Here is a 19,946-nt window from a genome sequence, read left to right on the forward strand (position 1 = left end):
GCGCGGAGAGGGTCCTCCGCGCCGGGCCGTCGGTGCCGGAGGGGTCAGCTGGCCGCGCAGGTGGCCGTGCTGCCCGGGCCGGTCCCGGTGCCCTGGAAGCCGAAGTTGGTCGACTGCCGGGCTCCGACCTGGCCGTTGTAGCTCACGTTGGTGAACCGGACGGTTCCGCTGGTACCGCTGTTCTGGGCGCTCCAGGCGCTGGTGACGGCGGCACCGCCGGGCAGGTTGACGGTCACGGTCCAGCCGTTGAGGCCGGTGTCGCCCGCGGTGACCTTTACGTCCGCGGTGAACCCGCCCGACCACTGGTTGACCGTCACCGACGCGGTGCAGCCGTTGCCTGCCGGCGGCGGGGTGGTGGGCGGAGCCGTGGTCGGCGGCGCGGTCGTCGGCGGTGCCGTGGTCGGCGGCGCCGTGGTCGGCGGGGTGGTGGTCGGCGGGTTGGGTGCGCCGTTGGCCAGACTGAAGGCCAGGTCCGGCTGGAACGAGCCGGCCGTGTAGCGGCAGCCGTCCGCCTCGCCCGGCGGCTTCACCCAGAGGTACGCGTCGATGTTGTTGTCGCCGGTGTTGGTCGTCGGGTACTGCCCGATGCGCCGGTCGGTGTTGTCGTCGCCGCACCAGTCCCCGCTGGCGCCGCCGTTGCGGCTGGTGTCGATGACCTGACGCTTGCCCGAGATGCCCATGCCGTTGAGGGCGGAGATGACCGACCGGCCGAAGTTCGCCTCACTGGAGGTGGGGTTGTAGTTCGACACGTTGGTGAAGAAGCCGTCGGCGTACTGCACCCCGGCCGCCCGGAGCCGGTTGGCGGTCTCGTTGGCGCTGTTCCAGGTGGAGTGGCCGGCGTCCAGGTACACCTTGGCGTTGGGGTTGGCCGACTTCATGGTCCGGGTGGCGGTCGAGATCGCCTGGTTACGGGCGTTGATCTCGTTGCTGTTCAGGCAGGTCAGCAGGGCGAGGGAGTCGGTCTCCAGGATGATGATGACCGTCCGGTTGCCCAGTCCCCGGGAGAAGTTGGACACCCAGGTCTGGTACTGGTTGAGGTCCGGCGCCCCGCCGGCGCTGGCTCCCCCGCAGTCCCGGTTGGTGATCTGGTAAACCGCCATCACCGGGATCTGCTGCGCCGCGTTGGCGGCCCCGACGAACGAGGCGGCCTCGGACTGCGCTGTCGACGGGTTGAAGTTGGCGAACCAGCGGGCCTGCGGCTGACTCGCGATCTTGTCGCGGATGACCGCGGCACGCGAGTCGCCGGGGTTGGCGGCGACCCAGCGGACGACGGCCGAACTCGGGTCGCGGTAGAGCGGTCCGGACAGGGTGCCGGCGGACGCGCCGCCGGCCGTCATACAGACGGCGGCAACGGTGGCACCGGCCACGGCTGCCACGCTGACGGCCGCTGATCTCCGGCGGCGGAAGAGGATAGCCACGACGTGTTTCCTCCTGATCACATTGATGTATCTAAGTTCATGGGAGCGTTCCCATGGACGTTAGCGGAGGCGGACCCCGCTGCCAAGACGTGCACGCTTGTCAATCGGTCAGCAATGTGGCCGGCGGGGCGGACCGACGCCGGACCGGGCCGGGCCACCCCACCCGGGGCAACCGACCGCATTGCGAGCAGTCGCCCGAAACCAGAGCAGTGCTACAGTTAACAACTATGAAGGCATCGGGGTTCCGCGCCCGGGTCCGGGCCGAGATCGTCACCGAGCTCAAGGCGGTGGCCTGGCGTCACCTGGCCGCCGACGGCGCCAACCTGTCGTTGCGCGCCGTCGCCCGCGACATGGGCATGGCCTCGTCCGCGGTCTACCGCTACTTCCCCAGCCGGGAGGACCTCCTCACCGCATTGATCATCGACGCGTACGACGCCCTCGGGGAGAGCGCCGAGAAGGCCGCCGAGAGCGCCGAGCCGGGGCTCGCCCGCTGGCTCGCCGTCGGGCACGCCGTCCGCGACCGCGCCCTGGCGGTCCCGCACGAGTGGGCGTTGATCTACGGCAGCCCGGTGCCCGGCTACCGCGCGCCGGAGGACACCATCGGTCCGGGTGCCCGGGTCGTCCTGCTGATCGGGCGGATCCTCCAGGAGGCGCTGCGGGCCGGCCGCCTGGAGCTCGGCGAGCCACTCACCGGGGAGTTCGCCACGGAACTGGCCTCGGTGGCAGCCCGGTTCGGCGACGACATGCCGCCGCGGCTCCTCGCCGACAGCGCGACGATGTTCTTCATGCTCTGCGGCGCGGTCAACGCCGAGCTGTTCGGCCAGCTGGCCAACTCGGTCGACCGGGACCGGCGCGGCTTCTTCAGCTTCCAGCTCGGCCAGGCGGCCACCCTGGCCGGTCTCACGGCCTGACCCGGTCCGGCACCGGCCGGCCCCCGGGCCGCCGGGCCGTCCGCGCGCCGACACCCGCCGGTCCATCGGTGGTAAAACTCGGTACAGAGATCCATCGTGGACTTTGTGATTGAATGAACCGTGCGCGTCTTCCATCGCGATTGGACGATTCGACGACGAGGTATGCAGGTTCGGTTCTTCAGTCTGTCCTGCCTCCTCTTCCTCGCGTATCCGGTCGGCGCGATCACCCGCACGTCGATCTGGCTCTTACCCGTACTGTTGGCCTTCGCCGCCGGCTACTGCCGGGTGATAATTCGCAACACCCCGCAGATGCACGGCAACCGCGCGCCGCTGACCGTCCTGCTCACCCTGGCCCTGGGCGCGCTGATGGTCCCCACCCTGCACTACGACTGGTTCTCCGGTCTGGGCGTCTTCGCCGCGATCATGCTGCTGATCAACTTCCCGCTGCGCTGGTGGCCGGTGGTCCTGACCGCCCTCATCGGCTCCTGCACCCTCGTCGCCCAGTTCATCCTGCACGCCGAACGCAGCTCGATCGTCGTGCTCCTGGTCCTGCTGGTGATCGTCGGAGCCACCCAGGTGGCCGTCTACAAGCAGATCGAGACGTCCATGCAGTTGCAGGAGGCGCGCACCGAGCTGACCCACCTGGCGGTCGCCGAGGAACGGCTGCGCATCGCCCGCGACCTGCACGACATCCTCGGGCAACGACTCTCCGCGGTCACCCTGAAGGCCGAGATCGCCGCCCAGATGGTCGTCCGGGATCCGCATCGGGCGGTCAACGAGATCCTCGAGGTGAGCGCCACCGCCCGGGACGCCCTGGCGGAGGTGCGCGCGGCCGTCTCCGGCTACCGCACGGTGTGGCTGCGGGCCGAGGCGGAGAGTTCCGAGGCCCTGCTGACCGCCTGCGGCGTGACGGTGACGGTGGCCGGTCCGCTGTCCCTGCCGCGGCCGACCAACGAGACGGCCGGATGGGTGGTGCGGGAGGCGACGACGAACGTGATCCGGCACGCCTCGGCGCAACGGTGCTGGATCACGGTCGTCGACGAGGGCGACACGTTCGTCGTGCAGGTCGCCGACGACGGGGCGGGCGGCGCGCTCGACCAGCCCTTCTCGTACGGCACCGGGCTCACCGGGCTCGCCGAGCGCATCGACATCGTGGGGGGCGAGCTGGAGGTCGGCCCCCGCGACGGCCGCTTCGTGGTGACCGCCCGGATCCCGGCCAACCCGCAGTTCGCGGACTCGACCGCTACTCGGCGATCCGCGTTCGGCCGACCCAGGTGAACACCGTCCGGCCGTCCGCCCCCGCGGCCGTCCGGTGGAAGTGCTCGTACCCGTTGAGCCACGGGAGCTTCACCCTGTCCGCGTCGCCGGTGACGTGACAGGTCCGCATCATGACCGGAATGTCGGTCGGACCGCCATCGAGCACGGCGACGACGGTGGGCTGCTGATCGTCCATCGTGACCCCTTCGATGAGCAACTGTCTGTGCTGCTCACGCTATGCACGGGGTCTGGAGTGCGGCTTGACCCGGTGACTCGATTCCGGCTCAAGCGCGCCGGAGGACCCTTCAGGCATGACGACCGAATCAGGGCAGGCCCGCCTGACCGGCACGGCGGTGTCGCCGCACGCCGGTCGCCCGGGTGGCATCCATATCGCGTACGAGAGTCTCGGCCGCCCCGACGGTGAGCCGCTGCTGCTCGTCATGGGTCTCGGCATGCAGATGATCATGTGGCACGACGACCTGTGCGCCGCCTTCGCCGGCCGGGGTTTCACGGTCGCCCGGTTCGACCACCGCGACGTGGGCGCCTCGACCCACCTGCACGAGGCCGGCCGGCCCACCATCCTGCGGATGATGCTGCGGCCGGGCAGGGCGGCGTACCGGCTGCCGGACATGGCCGGCGACGCGGTCGCCGTGCTCGACGCGCTGGGCTGGCCGCGCGCGCACGTCGTCGGCATCTCCCTCGGCGGGATGATCGCGCAGCAGATCGCGATCGACCACCCCGGGCGGGTGCTCAGCCTGACCTCGATCTCGGCCACCGCGTCGCCCCGGATCGGCCGGCTCAGCATGCGTACCGCGATGCGCCTGCAGAAGCTGCAGGACCGGCCGGTCGAGAACGGGGAGCAGGCCGGGCAGCTGATGGTCGACCTGTTCGACCTGATCGGCTCCCCCGGGTACGACATGGACGAACGCTGGCTGCGGGAACGCGGCCGGATCGCCTTCGACCGGGCCTACGACCAGGCCGGCCGGCTGCGGCACGAGGCCGCGCTGATGGCCTCCCGGGACCGCCGCGCCCAGCTCGCCGAACTCCGCGTCCCGGCACTGGTGGTGCACGGCGAGGCGGACCGGATCTGGAACGTCGCCGGTGGTCGGGCCACCGCCGAGGCCATCCCGGGCGCCCGGCTGATGACCTTCCCCGGGTACGGGCACGGCGTCCTCCCCCGGGCGCTCTGGGCCGACGTGGTCGGCGGCGTGGCCGCCCTCGCCGGCCGCTGAACCCCCGGCACGGGGAAGCCCGGTCACCCTCGCGGTGACCGGGCTTCCCCGTGCCTCACCAGCCGGCCGCGAGGTCCTCGCGGGCCGCGGCGACCAGGTCGTCGAGGGACAACTCGGACAGCACGGCGTCGTCAGGGCCGACCGCCGGACGCGCCGGAGACGGCGGCTCCGGCGTCCGGGCACCGAACAGTTCCGTGGTCAGGTAGGCGCTGAGGGCCACCACCGTCGGGTGGTCGAGCGCCACCGTCGCCGGTAGTTCCCGGCCCAGGCCGTACGCCAACCGGGTCCGCAGGTCGATCGCCATGATCGAGTCGAGGCCCAGGTCGGCGAAGCCTGAGTGCTCGTCCACCGGCACCGGACTGCCCAGCGTCTCCGCCACCATCGTCGCCACCGCGTCGCGCAGCACCCCCGGCGCGTCCGCCTCCGCCAGGTCGGCCACCCGCTCCCCGAGCCACCCCGACGGCGGCGTCGCGGCGTCGCGGGGGGCGGCCGACGCCGGTGCCGCCGAGGCCGCCACCAGGGCCGCCCGGGGATGGCCGGCGACCAGCGCGGCGTAGCGGGGAAGGTCGACCGCGACCGCGACCAACCGGTGCAGGTCGCTGTCCAGCGCCGCCGCCAGGACCGGCGCGGCGTCCTCGTCGCCCAACGGGCGGACGTGGTACCGCTCGGAAGCCCGCCGTACCACGTCGGTGCCGGCCAGGCCCTGCTCGCCGTCCGGCACCCACGGCCCCCAGGCGATGCTCACCGCCCGGACGCCCTCGGCCCGCAGCGCCTCGGCCAGACCGGTCAGGTAGCCGTTGGCGGCGGCGTAGCCGGTCTGCCCGGCCGAGCCGAGCACCGAGGAGACCGAGGAGTACAGCACGAAGGCGCCCAGCTCCCGACCCCGCAGCGCCGCGGCGAGCGCCGCCGCGCCGTCCACCTTGCCGGCGAAGACCCCGTCGTACGCCGACGGCGCCGCCGTGCCGAACGCGCCGTCGGCGGTCGACCCCGCCAGGTGCAGGACGGCGTCGAGCGGACCGAGCCGGTCGGCGGCGGCCACCGCCTCGGCGCACACCCGGGGATCGGCGACGTCACCCCGTACCACCTCGATCCGGACCCCCTGCCCGGTGAGCGAGTCCAGGACCCGGCGCGCACCCGCACCCGGCGCGGACCGGCCCACCAGGGTGAGCGCCCTGGTCCCCCGCTCGACCAGCAGCCGGGCGGTGCTCAGGCCGAGCGCCCCCAGACCACCGGTGATCAGCGCCCCGGACGGCCAGCCACGACCGGCGGACCGCGGTCGCGCCGGCACCAGCCGGGCGCCGGTGACCGCTCCGGCGGACACCCGCAACCGGGGCTCGGCGCACCCGTCGTCGACCGCGCCGGTCAGCGTCGCCGCCAACCGGTCCACCGCCGTCCGGTCGGTCTCGACGCGCAGCAGCCGACGGTCCGGCTCCTCAGCCTCCAGTGCGGCGAGCAGACCCCACAGCGTCTCCCGCAGCGGCGCCCCGCCCGGGCCGGTCGGGGCGAGCACCGCGTACGGCACCGCCGGGCGGCCGGCACGCAGTGCCGCAGCCAACTCCCGGACCGCCGCCAGCGGCTCCACCCGGTCGGACTCGACCCACCGGGCGTCCACCACCAGGTCGGCCGGGCCGTCCGGGGTCACGGTGTGCCCGGCGCGGCGCAGGGCGGCGGCCAGCTCGTCGACGAAGGCACCCGTGCCGGTCAGCCCGACCACGTGCCGCCGCCCGACCGGGCGCTCCGCGACCTCCACCGGGGTCCAGTCCACCGCGTACAGGTGGGACCGCTCCTCACGCAGGCTCTGCCGCAGCAGCTCGCGCGGCGCGTGCCGGACCCGGAAGTCGTCCACCACCATCAGGCTCTCGCCACCGGCGGTGAACAGGTGCAGGTCGGCGGCGTCCACCCGGCTGCGCCCGCCGGCCAGCGGCTCGGCCGAACGCACCCGGACGTGCCCCCACAGCTCGCCGGTCGGCCGGGGTCCGGCCGGGAAGGTGATCCGGGCCGCCGAGAACGGGATGGCCAGCGACGCGGCCTCGGCGACCCGGTCGTCGACCAGGAACCCGGCGATGCTCTGGAAGCACGAGTCGATGAGACCCGGATACAGCTCGTAGCACGCCGGGTCGTCGGGCAGCGCCGGTGGCGCGTAGCGGAGCAGGGCCTCCCCACCCCGGATCCACACGTCGGCGATCCACCGGAAGGACGGGCCGAGGGTGTAGCCGAGGGCGGCGAAGTAGGCGTAGAACGCCGCCCCGGAGAGGTGCCGGTCGGCACCGCTGACGAACTCCCCCCGGTCCGTCTCCGTCGGGGCCGCCCGGCCCGCCCCGTCGGCCGTCAACCGACCGGAGAGGTGCTCCTGCCACTGCCGCCGCTCGTCGTCGAGCAGGCTGTGCACGGCGAGGTGACCGGTCGCGGTGTCGGCGACCAGCTGCACCCGGTACTCCTCACCCTCGGCGACCACCAACGCCCTCGGGCAGACCATGTCGGTCAGCGTCAGCGCCGCGCCGTCCCCGGCGAGCGCGGACAGCGCGGTCGCCAGATGCGACGCGGCCGGGGTGACCACCGTGTCGTACAGCCGGTGGTCGGTGAGGTAGGCCGGGAACGCGGTGGTACGCGGGAACTCGAAGACCCGGGCGCTGCGCAGCGCGGGCGACTGGACCTCGGTACCCCAGTGCGCTCCGGTGCCGGCCGGCGCGGGCGACGGCCGGGCCGGGGCCGACTTCACCCAGAACCGGGTGTCGGCGAACGGGTAGACCGGTGCCGCCCCGGTCGCCCGGCCCTGCACCGCGGCCCACTCGATCGGCTGCCCCAGCTCGTACAGCCGGGCCACCGCGTCGAGCAGGACGGCCCGGTCGGACGCCCCGCGCCGCATCGACGGCAACGCGCCTCCGGCCGGCAGCAGACCGCCGGCGGTCACCAGGCCGGTGAGCGTACGCCCCGGTCCGATCTCGACGAACACGTCGGCCCCGAGGTCACGCAGCGCCTCCACCCCGGCGCCGAAGCGCACCGGCTGCCGGACGTGCCGGGCCCAGTAGTCGGCGTCGTAGCCCTCGGCGGGCCGACCGGTCACGTTGCTCACGATCGGCAGCACCGGCGGCCGGTGCGTCACCCCGGCGACCGCCGACCGCAACTCGTCGAGCACCGGCTCCATCAGCCAGGAGTGGAAGGCGTGCGAGACGACCAGGCGCTGCGTCCCGATCCGGTCGGCCCGGCAGGCGGCGGCGAAGGTGTCCACGGCGTCGGCCGGGCCGGCCACCACGACGGCGCGCGGCCCGTTGACCGCGGCGACGTCCAGCGGCTGGCCGGCGATCCGGTCGGCGACCTCGGCCTCGGTGGCCGTCACCGCCACCATCGCGCCCGGGGCGGACCCCTGCATCAGCCGGGAGCGCCGGCTGACCAGGAACAGGCCGTCGGCAAGGTCGAGCACCCCGGCGTGGACGGCGGCGGAGATCTCGCCGACGCTGTGGCCGAGCACGGCGGTCGCGGTGACCCCCCAGGAGGCCCACAGGGCGGCCAGTGACACCTGAAGGGCGACCAGCGCGGGCTGGGTCACCACGGTCTGGTGGATCCGCTCCCGGTCGGCTCCGGTCCAGAGCAGTTCGGTGAGCGGGGCACCGAGCTGCGGGGTGAGCACCGCGTCGCACGCGTCGAAGCGCTCCCGGAACACCGGCTCGGTCTCGTACAGCTCGCGGGCCATCCCGAAGTACTGGCTGCCCTGGCCGGAGAAGAGGAACGCCACCCGCGGCGGCCGGCCGGTGCCGACCTCCGGCGGCGGACCCGACAACCCGGCGAGCAGGTCCGCGCCGGTGCGGCCGACGACCGCACGGCGGGCACGCAGGTGGGACCGTCCGGCCCCGGCAAGCGCGGTCAGCGCGGCCACCCGCTCCTCGGCCGGGTCACCAGCGAGCACGTCGCGCCAGGCGGCGGTCACCCGCTCCAGGCCCGCCGGGTCCGACCCGGACAGCGGCAGGACGAACGGCGGGCGGCCGGCCGGCGGTGGCTCCTCGGCCGGTGCCGCGCCGACGATCACGTGCGCGTTCGTGCCGGAGAAGCCGAACGCCGAGATCCCGGCCAGCCGCCGGCCGCGTCCCGCCGGCCACGGCAGGGCGTGGTCCACCACCCGGACGTTCATGCCGGCCCAGTCGATCTGCGGGTTCGGCTCGGTGTAGTGCAGGTCGGCCGGGATCCGGTCGTGCCGCAGGGCGAGCACCGTCTTGGCCAGCGACACCAGGCCGGACGCCGACTCGCAGTGCCCGACGTTGCTCTTCACCGATCCGACGTGGAGCGGGTCGTCGGGTCGCCGGCCGGAGCCGAGCACCCGCCAGGCGGCGGAGACCTCGACCGGATCGCCGAGGGCCGTCCCGGTGCCGTGCGCCTCCAGGTAGGAGACCTCGGCCCCGTCGACCCCGGCATCGGCCAGCGCCGACCGGATCACCGCCTGCTGCGCCCGCCCGTTCGGGGCGGTCAGCCCGGTCGACGCGCCGTCGGAGTTGACCGCGCTGCCGTGCAGCACCGCGAGGACCCGGTCACCTGCCCGCCGGGCCGCGTCGAGCGGCTTGAGCACCACCATGGCCACCGCCTCGGAGCGGACGAAGCCGTCCGCCTGGGCGCTGAACGTGCGGCAGCGCCCGGTCGGCGAGAGCATGTGCGCCCGGCTGACCGCCACCGAGGCGGCCGGCGCGGCGATGACGTTCACCCCGCCCACCAGCGCCGTCTGCGACTCCCCCGACCGCAGGGACCGGATCGCGAGGTGCAGCGCGACCAGCGACGACGAGCACGCGGTGTCGATCGCCATCGCCGGGCCCTCGAACCCGTAGAGATAGCTGAGCCGACCGGCCGCCGCGTTGAGCGCGGTGCCGGTGCCGAAGTAGGCGTCCAGCCCGTCCAGGCCGCCCCGCTCCAGCAGGCGCGCGTAGTCGCTGTTGGAAATGCCGACGAACACGCCGGTACGGCTGCCCCGCAGGCTGCGCGGGTCGACACCGGCGTCCTCGAACGCGTGCCAGGCGGTCTCCAGCAGCAGCCGCTGCTGCGGGTCCAGGCTCTCCGCCTCCCGGCCCGGAATGTCGAAGAAGGCGGCGTCGAACCGGTCCACGTCCCGGAGGAAACCGCCCTGGTCGGTGGTGATGGTGCCGGCCCCTATCTGGTCGGCGTCGTGCAGGGCGGCACCGTCCCACCGGTCCGCCGGCACCGGGCCGACGCCGTCACGGCCGTCGGTCAGCAGGTCCCACAGCTCGTCGAGCGAGTCGGCGCCGGGGAAACGCCCGGCCATGCCGACGATCGCGATCGGCCCGGCGGCCGGGGTCGGCTGCCCGGGCCGGTCCGACGGCACCGGCCGCGCCGGTGCGGGCCGCGGCGGCTCCGCGCCGGCCACCTCCGGCGACGACCCGGCGGGATCCGTCCGGGCCGACATCGGCGACGGCTCGGCGGGACGGGATTCTGCCACCGGCGACGAGCCGGCCGGATCCGACCCGGCAGCCACCGGCGGCGAGCCGGCGGGATCCGTCTCCGCCGCCACCGGCGACGGTTGCGGCTCGGCGGTCGTCGGGCCGGTCACCCGGTCCAGGACGAACGCCCCCAGGTCGGCCACCGTCGGGTGGTCGAAGATGTCCGCCGTCGCCAGCCGGACCCCGAACCGGGCACCGAGCGCGTCGAGCAGGTCGATCGCCATCATCGAGTCCAGCCCGAGGTCGAAGAAGCCCTGGTCGTCGCGGATCCCGGCGGTCGACGGATGGCCCAGCACCCGGGCCACCGCGTCCCGGACCGCGTCCCGGGCGGCAGCCGGCCGGGCCAGCTCGGGCAGGTCCCGCAGGGCGACCGGGGCGGTCGGTCCGGCAGCCGGTCGGGTGACCGGGGCCAGCTCGCGGAGCAGGGCGCGCGGGCGGCGACCGGCCAGCACCGCGTCCAGCCGGCCCCAGTCGGCCGGGCAGCACACGACGGTCGACTCCGGCCCGGTGGCCGGGGCGACCAACGCCGCGGCCCCGTCCTCGGGCCGTACCGCGCCCACGCCGCCCCGCGCCAGGTCGGCGAGGGCGTCGGCGTCGACCATCCCGTCGCCGGCCCACGGCCCGTACGCGACGGTGCCGGCCGGCAGACCCAGCCCGGCGCGGTGCCGGACCACCAGCTCGGCCGCGCCGTTGGCGGCGGCGTAGGCGGCGTAACCGTCGGTGCCCCAGAGCGCCGACACCGACGAGACGATGGTGAAGAAGTCCAGCGGCCGGTCGGCCAGGAGCAGGTGGAGCCACCAGGCACCGGCGAGCTTGGCGCGCAGCGCCCCGGTGAACGCCGCAGTGTCCACCTCGGGCAGCGGGGTGCGGGCGATCGTGCCCGCGGCGTGCAGCACGCCGGCCACCGGGCGGTCCTCGGCGGCCAGCACCCCGGCCAGCGCCGCCGGGTCGGCACAGTCGGCCGCCGCGTAGCGCGCGTCGACACCGGCCGACCGGAGCCGGACGAGCAGGTCGGTCGCGGCGGTCGGCAGGGCGTCCTCGGGCCGCCGGCCGAGCAGCGTCAGGTGCCGGACGCCCCGGCGGACCAGGTCGTCGACGAGCACCCGGCCGACCCCGCCGAGCCCCCCGGTGACCAGGTAGGTCGCGTCGGCCCGCAGCGGCTGCGGGTCAGCGGCGGCGGGCACCGAGGCGCGCAGCCGGCCGGTGAACACCTGCCCGTCGCGGACCGCGAGCAGGTCCTCGGGGCCGCCGTCGGGCAGCGCCCGCAGCAGGGCGTCGACGTCGGTCCCGTCCGGGTGCGCCGGCAGGTCGACGATCCCGGCGTAACCGGCGGACTCCAGACCCAGCACCGGGGCCAGGCCGTGCAGCGCGCCGTGCCCGGTGGCCGGCACCTCGTCGTCGCCGCCCACCCGGCGGGCACCCCGGGTCAGCAGCACGACCCGATGGTGCGCCGGCAGCTCGCGCAGGGTGGCGGTGACCGTCGCGCACAGGGCCGCCGTCGCCTCGATCGACCGGGCGTCGTCGGTGGTCGCCGGCAGGGCCGGTGCCACGTACGCCAGCAGCACGCAGGTCGGCTCGGCGGGGCTCGCCGCACCGGGCGGGAGCACCTCGCGGCCCGCCGCGCGGGCGCGGGACCTGATCAGCGCGGTCAGTTCCGGGTCGTCACCCAGCACCATGACCGGACGGCCCTCGACCCGCCCCGGCTCCGGCAGCGGCAGCCAGGCCAGCTCGTGCAGCGGGGTGCCCGACGCGGACGGAACCTCCGTCACCGGGGCGTACCGCTGCCGCTGCCACGGGTAGCCCGGCAGGTCGACCACCCGGCGGGCCGGCGCGGGGGCCGGCGGCTCGGCGTCCACGGCGAGGTCCCGCACCAGGGGCGACGACTCACCCGCGGCCAGCGCGGTCAGCGCCTCCAGCGCGGCGGCCGGTCCGTCGGCGGCCACCCAGGCGCGTACCCGGTGCCGGGGCCGGCCGGGGCCGGCGGTGTACGCGAACGCCGGGTAGTCCGCCGCGTCGAGGGTCGCCAACCGCTCCCGGTAGCGGGCGGCGAGCGTCCGCAGGGCCTCCGGCGTGTGCCCGCCGATCTCGAAGCCGGCCACCTGCTCCGGGGCCGGACGGGCCGGCGGGGTCACCCCGGCGGACTCGGCGGTGCCGAGGATGACGTGCGCGTTCGTGCCGCTCATCCCGAACGAGCTGACCCCGGCGTGCCGGTTCGTAGCCGCCTCGTCCCAGGCCAGCACCTCGGTGGGCAGGGTGATCGCGGTGCCGGTCAGGTCGATACGCGGGTTGAGCGTGCCGAAGTGCACGAGCGGCGGCACCTGCCCGTGCCGCAACGAGAGGATCGCCTTGAGGATGCCGACCACGCCCGCCGCGGCCTCCAGGTGGCCGAGGTTCGTCTTGGCGGCCCCGATCAGCAGCGGCGCGTCCGTGCCACGTGGGCGTCCGAGCACCGTGGCCAGGGCCTCGACCTCGATCGGGTCGCCCAACGCCGTGCCGGTGCCGTGCGTCTCCACCAGCCCGACCTCGGCGGCGGTGAGGTCGGCGTCGGCCAGCGCCGAGCGCAGCAACGCGGTCTGCGCCAGCACGTTCGGCGCGGTGAACCCGGAGGACCGGCCGTCCTGGTTGAGCGCGGAGCCCTTGACCACGGCGAGCACGTTGTCGCCGTCCCGGACCGCGGCGTCGAGCCGCTTGAGCACCAGCACGACCGAGCCCTCACCCCGGGTGAAACCGTTGGCGCGGGCGTCGAACGCCTTGCACCGCCCGTCCGGGGCGAGCGCGCCCATCTCCGGACCGAGCAGCCGGGTCGACCGCGGCGACAGGATCAGGTTGACGCCACCGGCCAGGGCCAGGTCGCACTCGCCGGCCCGCAGCGCCGCCACCGCCTGGTGCAGGGCGACCAGCGACGACGAGCAGGCGGTGTCCACCGCCACCGCCGGACCGGTGAGGCCCAGCGCGTACGCGACCCGGCCGACGGCGAAGCAGTGACCGTTGCCGGTGGCCCAGTAGGCGTCCGCGGTCGACGGCTCCCACTCCCGGTAGTCCTGGTGGGTGATGCCGACGTAGCAGCCGACCCGCTGGTCGCCCAGGCGGTCCGGCGGGGTGGCCGCGTGGTCCAGCGCCTCCGCCGCCACCTCCAGCAGCAGCCGGTGCTGCGGATCCAGGGCGACCGCCTCGCGCGGGCTGATCCCGAAGTACCCGGCGTCGAAGGTGAGCACCTCGTCGAGGAACCCGCCCTGGCGGGGCAGCGTCGCCCACTGGTCGGCGAACGGCGCGGTACGGGCCGCCGGGATCGGCCGGATCAGGTCGCGGGCCGCGGTGAGGGCCTGCCAGTACCCGTCCATGGTGTGGATCCCGCCGGGCAGCCGCAGTCCGACGCCGATGACCGCGACCGGTTGGCGACCCCCCTGCTCGTCGAGCTGCCGGCGGAGTTTGCGGATGGTGTCCAGGGCACGGCTCAGCGGCGTCGGGCCGCCCGGTGTCGTCGTCACTGCACTCGTTCCGTTTCCGTAGCGGTGTCGAGGAGTTGCTCGCACAGCACGGTGGCCAGGGCGCCGGCCGTGCCGTAGGTCCAGAGCAGCGTGGGCGAGAGCTTCAGCCCGAACGCCGACTCCAGCCGGTTGCGCAGTTCCAGGCTCATCAGCGAGTCGAGCCCGAGCGCCTTGAACGGGGTCTGCTGGTCGACGGCGCCGGGATCGATGCGCAGCACCCGTCCGGTCAGCTCCCGCACCTTCTCCTCCACCAGCGGCACCCGGGCGTCCGCCGCCGCGCCGTGCAGCCGTTCCAGGAACACCGTGCCGTCCCCGCCGCCGGTGCCCCCGTCCGCCCGCAGCTCCTGCCAGCTCGGCAGCGCCGCGGTGTCCGGGTAGGCGTCGAACCACTGCCGTACGTTCAGCGGGACGTAGCCGACGACCCGTTCGCCGTCGTCGAGGAACCGGGCCAGCGCCGGCCACGCCCGGGTGACCGGGAAACTGCCCATGCCGCGCTCGGACAGCCGGTCGCCCCGGTTGCCGTCCTGCGCCGCGAGGCCGACGTCGGCGAACGGTCCCCACTGGACCGACAGCGCCGGTCGACCCCGGCGGCGGCGGGCCTCGGCGAGGCTGTCCAGGTAGGCGTTGCCCGCCGCGTAGCCGGCCTGGCCGGCGTTGCCGACCAGGGCGGCAGCCGAGGAGAAGAGCACGAACAGGTCCAGCGGGTCGTCGGTGGTCAACGCGTCCAGGTGCCGTGCGCCGTCCACCTTCGGGGCCACCGCGCGCTCGATCTGCTCGGGCCGCAGGGTGGCGATCGTCGCGTCGTCGAGGACACCGGCGGCGTGCACCACCCCCCGCAGCGGCGGCTGCCCGGCCCGGACCTGGTCCAGGACCGCGGCCACCGCCGCCCGGTCGGTGACGTCCACCGGGTACGCCCGGACGTCGCAGCCGGCCGCCCGGAGCGCCGCGATCCGCTCCCCGGCGTCCGGGTCGGGAGCACGCCGCCCGAGCAGGGCGAGCGCGCCACCGCCGTGCTCCGCGACGTACTCGGCCAGCGACAGGCCGAGCGCGCCCAGGCCGCCGGTGATCAGGTAGGTGCCGTCGGCCCGGAACCGGCCACCCGGCATCGGCTCCGGCACCACGGCGGTGACCGTGGTCGGATCCACCAGCACCAGCTTGCCGATGTGCCGACCGGTGGCCATGGTGCGCAGCGCGTCGGCGGCGTCGGCGAAGTCGTACCGGGCCACCGGCAGGCGCGGCAGCTTGCCGGCGACCACCAGGTCCCACACCTCGGTGAACAGCGGGGCGAACCGTTCCGGGCGGCGGTCCATCAGGCCGGCCAGGTCGATCGCCGCCACGGTGACCGACTTGCGGAACGCGGCCAGGCTGATCCGGCGGCCGGCGTACACGTCCTTCTTGCCGACCTCCAGGAACCGGCCGTCCTCGGCGAGCACGTCCAGCCCGGCGTCGATCGCCGCGCCGGTGAGCGAGTTGAGCACCACGTCGACACCCCGGCCACCGGTGGCCGCCAGCACCTCGTCGGCCCAGGACAGGTCCCGGGAGTCGAAGACCTGCCGGACGCCGAGGCCGCGCAGGTACTCCCGCTTCTCCTCGGTGCCCGCGGTCGCCAGCACCTCCGCGCCGAGGTGCCGGGCGACGCCGATCGCCGCCAGGCCCAGCCCACCGGCGGCGGAGTGCACCAGGACCGTCTCGCCGGCCCGCACCCGGCCCAGGTCGGCCAGCGCGTACCAGGCGGTCAGCGTCACCAGCGGCAGCGCCGCCGCGTCGGCGTCGTCGAGGTCGGGCGGCAGGGCGCGGACCCGGTCGGCGGCGACCGTCAGGTGGGAGGCGATGGCACCGAACGCGCAGGCGACCACCCGGTCGCCGACGGCGAACCCGGTGACGTCGGCGCCCACGGCGGTGACCCGTCCGGCGCACTCGCCGCCGAGCAGCTCCCCGCCGACCGGGTCCGGATAGGTGCCCATCGCCTTCATCACGTCGATGAAGTTGAGCGCGGCGGCGGTCACCTCGATCTGCACCTCCCCGGCGGCCGGGACGCCCCGGGAACGCGGCCGGAACTCCAGGCCGTCCCATCGGCCCGGTCGCGCCGGCACCAGGCGGAAGGGCTGCACCGGGGTACGCCACGCGGGCGGCTCCTCGTCGGGCTCCGCCCGGCCGACCACGATCCGGCCCACCCAGCGGTCCACGCCGCGCAGCACCACCTGGTCGTCGCCGTCGGTGGTGGCCAGCTCGGCGACCACGGCGAGCGCCGCCACGACCGGGTCGTCGGCGGCGGCGACGTCGACCAGTGTCGGGGCGAGCTCCGGGTGTTCGCGGCGCAGCACCCGGGTGAAGCCCCAGAACATGGCGGCCCCCGGGTCCGGCAGGTCGGCACCGGTGACCGCCTGGGCCCCGGTGGTCACCACCGCGATCCGCGGCGGCATGGGCAGCGCCGCGGCGGCCCGGGTCAGCTCGGTGAGCCCGACCAGCGCGGCACGCTGCTGCGGCCCGCCGGTCGGGACGACGAACACCACACCCGCCGGCTCCGCCGCGACCAGCCCGGCCGGGTCGGTCAGCTCCTCCCCGGGCAGGGCGGCGGCCAGCGGACCGGTCCCCGCGACGAGCCACCGGCCGGGCAGCGTCGCCGGCTCGGGGCTGGGCGCGGGCCGGAACGCCAGCCGGTGCAGCAGCGCCGTGTCCGGGTCGTCCCCGGCGGTCAGCGTCAACTCCTGGAGGGACAGGCCGATCATGCTGAGCACCGGCTCGCGCTCGGCGTCGAACACGTGCACGTCGTACCGGCCGTCGTCGCGTCGTTCGGCGTACGACCAGCCGGCCGTCGGCACGGTGGCCCGGTGCCGTTCGACCCGCTGCACCCCGGTCGGCACCACCGTGCCGGTGCCCTCGTCGAGGGCCAGGCTGACCTGGAGGGCCGCGTCCCACAGCGCGGGGTGCAGGGCGACCGACGCGCCGGCCCGGCACTTCGCCGGCAGCTCCAGTTCGCCGAGGGCGCGGGCGCCGTCGACCGACACCCGGCGGACGCCCCGCAGCGCCGGGCCGTAGCGCAGCCCGCGCCGTTCGCACGCCGCGTAGAAGTCGTCGGCCCCGACCGGCGGCTGCCCGACCAGGCCGGCCGGGAAGGGCACCGGCGCGGTGGCGGCGGACTGCTGGACGCGGGCCGTGGCGTGGGTGGTCCAGCCGGAGCCGTCGGACGCCAGCGAGCACAGCGTGAACGAGCCGCCCTCGGTGACGTCGTCGCGCCACAGCGCGCCGACCTGGGCCGGCGCGTCGCCGGTCAGGGTGAGGTCGGCGCTGAACCGCACGTCGCGCAGCACGGTCGGCTCCTGGCCGGTACGGGACCGGCCGGTGGCCAGGGCGACGGCGAGCATCGCCGCGCCGGGTACCACCACCGCGTCGTGCACCCGGTGGTCGGCGACCCACGGGTGGCTGCCGGTGCCGATCTCCAGGTCGCCCTGCCACAGGTCGGGCTCGGTGGCCGACGGGACGACGGTGACGTCGAGCCCGAGCCGGCCGCCGCGTCGCCGGCCGCCCTCCGTCCAGTTCCGGGTGCGCTGCCAGGCGATGCCGGGCAGCCGGACGGTCCGGCCCGGCGGCAGGTAGGCGTGCGGGGCCAGACCGGCCACGTACCCGGTGGCGAACGCGGCGGCCAGGTCGTCCACCGTTCCGGCGTCGCGGCGCAGGGTGCCCAGCACCCGGGGCGGCACCGGGCGCGACGCGGCGATCTGCTCGATCGCGGTCAGCAGCACCGGGTGCGGGCTGATCTCGACCAGGTGGGTGACGCCCCCGGCGACCAGCTCCTCGACGGTGGTCAGGAAGCGCACCGGTCGACGCAGGTTCTCGGCCCAGTACGCCGCGTCCAGTTCGGGACCGGACAGGGTGGTCCCCCGGACCGTCGAGACCAGCTCGACCGTCCCGTCGACCGGGGTGATCGCGGCGAGCGCGGCGGTCAGGTCGGGGGTGAGCGCGTCCATCTGCGGGCTGTGCGAGGCGTAGTCGACGTCGACCAGCCGGCAGTGCACCCCGTCCGCCTCCAGGATCTCGCGCAGCGCGAGCACGGCGTCGCCGTCACCGGAGAGTACGCAGGAGGCCGGCCCGTTCTCGACCGCCAGCGACACCAGGTCCTCGAACCCGGCCAGGGCGGCCCGCGCCGCCTCCGGGTCGAGCGCGACGGAGAGCATCCGCCCCCGGCCGGACGCCCGCACGGCGAGCGCGCTGCGGGTGGCGACGACCAGTGCGGCGTCCTCGTAGGACAGGATCCCGGCGACGGTCGCGGCGGAGACCTCACCCTGGCTGTGCCCGATCACCACGTCCGGGGTGACACCGGCATGCCGCCACAGCTCGGCGAGCCCCACCGACATCGCCCACAGCGCCGGCTGCACCATGTCCACCCGGGACGTCCAGCCGGTCCCGGCGGCCCCGGACAGCACGCCGGCCAGGTCCCAGTCGACGTGCGGGGCGATGGCCCGCGCGCAGCGGTCCACCACGGACCGGAACACCGGGCTGGCGGCGTACAGGTCGCGGCCCATCGCCGCCCACTGCGAGCCCTGTCCGGGAAAGACGAAGGCGACCCGGCCGACCGGCTCGGCGCGGCCGGTGACCAGCCCGTCGACGTCGGCGTCGTGGTCGGTGGACCAGGTGTCGAGCCGGTCCAGCGTCGCGGCGGTGTCGGTGGCGAGCGCGGCCACCCGCAGCGGGAAGTGGTCCGCCCGGTGGGCGAGCGCGCCGGCCACCTGCGCCGGGTCGGTGCCGTGGGCGAGCAGGTCGCGCACCTGCCGGACCCGCTCGGCCAGGGCGGCGGACGAGTGCGCGGAGATCGGCAGCACGGCCGGGACGCCGAGCGCCGGTGACGCCGGTTCCGCGCCGGCCGGCTCGCGCGGCGGGTCGGCCACCACGACGTGCGCGTTGGTGCCGCCCCAGCCGAACGAGTTCACGCCGAGGAAGACCGGCTCGTCGGGGAGCGCCACCGGGCCGGTCGCCACCCGCAGGCGCAGCCCGGCGAAGTCGATGCCCGGGTTCAGCTCGCCGTGCTGCCGGGTCGCCGGCACGGTGCGGTGCCGGATCGCGAGCAGCACCTTGAGCAGCCCGGCCAGGCCGGCGGTCGCCTCGGTGTGCCCGATGTTCGTCTTGACCGAACCGATCGGCAGCGGGCCGACGGCGGTGTCCCGCGCCTGACCGGCGACCCGGCCGAGCGCCTCGGCCTCGACCGGGTCGCCCCGGCCGGTGCCGGTGCCGTGCGCCTCCACGTAGGCGAGCCGGTCCAGCGGGATGCCGCCCTCGACGTACGCCCGGCGCAGCAGGTCCTCCTGGCCGGCCGGGTTCGGGGTGACCAGGCTGTCCCCGCCGCCGTCGTTGTTCACCACGGTCCGCACGACGACGCCCTGGATGCGGTCGCCGTCGGCGAGCGCCCGGTCCAGCCGCTTGAGGTACAGCCCGGCGATGCCCTCGGCCCGGACGAACCCGTCGGCGTCCGCGGCGAACGCCTTGCACCGGCCCTGCGGGGACAGCCCGCCGAAGTGGGTGAGCCCGATCGAGACGTCCGGCGCGAGGATCAGGTTGACCCCGCCGACCAGCGCCGCGTCGATCTCCCCGGTGCGCAGCGCCTGGCCGGCCAGGTGCAGCGCCACCAGCGACGACGAGCAACCGGTCTCCACCACCAGCGACGGGCCGGTGAGCCCCAGGAAGTACGAGACCCGGGCGGCGATCACGTCCAGGGCGTTGCCGACCGTGCTGTGCTGGGTGGCGGTGGCGCCCCGCTCCTTGCGGAGGATCTCGTAGTCGTGCCAGGACGCGCCGACGTACACCCCGGTACGGGTGCCGCGCAGGGCGGCGGCCGGCTGGCCGGCGTCCTCCAGCGCCCGCCAGGCCACCTCCAGCATCAGCCGTTGCTGCGGATCGATGTCCGCGGCCTCCCGGGGGGAGATGCCGAAGAACCCGGGGTCGAACTGGTCGACGTCGTCGAGGAACCCGCCGACGTCCTGCACCGCCCGCTCCGGGTCGAGCTGGGCGGTGGCGTCCCAACGCTCCGGCGGCACCGGCCGGATGGCGTCGCCGCCGTCGGCCAGCAGCTGCCAGAACGCGTCCAGGTCGGGGGCGTTCGGGAACCGCCCGGCCATGCCCACCACGGCCAGCAGCTGGGTCGGGTCGCCGGCAGGGTCGTTGTCATGCATCACGGGACCGCCTCGGTGTCGACGAACGGGAAAGGGGC

At 75.3% G+C, this 19,946-nt stretch carries 7 protein-coding genes; 3 read left to right on the forward strand and 4 right to left on the reverse strand.

What is annotated here, in order from left to right:
• Window positions 1-44: 44 nt before the first annotated feature.
• Window positions 45-1,418, reverse strand: coding sequence for a glycoside hydrolase family 6 protein (locus GA0070623_RS15205; protein WP_067303170.1), 1,374 nt, complete (start codon window positions 1,416-1,418; stop codon window positions 45-47).
• Window positions 1,419-1,645: 227 nt separating this feature from the next.
• Between GA0070623_RS15205 and GA0070623_RS15210 the strand changes: the two genes are divergently transcribed.
• Window positions 1,646-2,329, forward strand: coding sequence for a TetR/AcrR family transcriptional regulator (locus tag GA0070623_RS15210; protein ID WP_067303174.1), 684 nt, complete (start codon window positions 1,646-1,648; stop codon window positions 2,327-2,329).
• 162 nt (window positions 2,330-2,491) lie between these two features.
• Window positions 2,492-3,607: a sensor histidine kinase gene (locus GA0070623_RS15215; protein WP_067303184.1), complete on the forward strand. Its 1,116-nt coding sequence runs from the start codon at window positions 2,492-2,494 to the stop codon at window positions 3,605-3,607.
• On the opposite strand, the gene GA0070623_RS15220 is transcribed toward GA0070623_RS15215, so the two are convergent.
• Entirely contained in the window at window positions 3,573-3,782 is a 210-nt protein-coding gene (locus GA0070623_RS15220) for a DUF5988 family protein (RefSeq protein WP_067303187.1), read from the reverse strand. The genes GA0070623_RS15215 and GA0070623_RS15220 overlap by 35 nt on opposite strands.
• A 115-nt stretch (window positions 3,783-3,897) precedes the next feature.
• Between GA0070623_RS15220 and GA0070623_RS15225 the strand changes: the two genes are divergently transcribed.
• Window positions 3,898-4,818, forward strand: coding sequence for an alpha/beta fold hydrolase (locus GA0070623_RS15225; protein WP_084261089.1), 921 nt, complete (start codon window positions 3,898-3,900; stop codon window positions 4,816-4,818).
• Window positions 4,819-4,873: 55 nt separating this feature from the next.
• Here the strand turns inward: GA0070623_RS15225 and GA0070623_RS15230 are convergent, their stop codons facing one another.
• Both GA0070623_RS15230 and GA0070623_RS15235 read right to left on the reverse strand, forming a co-directional pair.
• A complete protein-coding gene (locus GA0070623_RS15230; RefSeq protein WP_157746977.1) occupies window positions 4,874-13,744 on the reverse strand; it encodes a type I polyketide synthase in 8,871 nt (2,956 codons plus the stop codon).
• Window positions 13,741-19,908, reverse strand: coding sequence for a type I polyketide synthase (locus GA0070623_RS15235; protein ID WP_197699985.1), 6,168 nt, complete (start codon window positions 19,906-19,908; stop codon window positions 13,741-13,743). The genes GA0070623_RS15230 and GA0070623_RS15235 overlap by 4 nt, the downstream gene beginning before the upstream one ends.
• Window positions 19,909-19,946: the final 38 nt, after the last annotated feature.

This window comes from Micromonospora rifamycinica (assembly GCF_900090265.1).
Taxonomy (GTDB): domain Bacteria; phylum Actinomycetota; class Actinomycetes; order Mycobacteriales; family Micromonosporaceae; genus Micromonospora; species Micromonospora rifamycinica.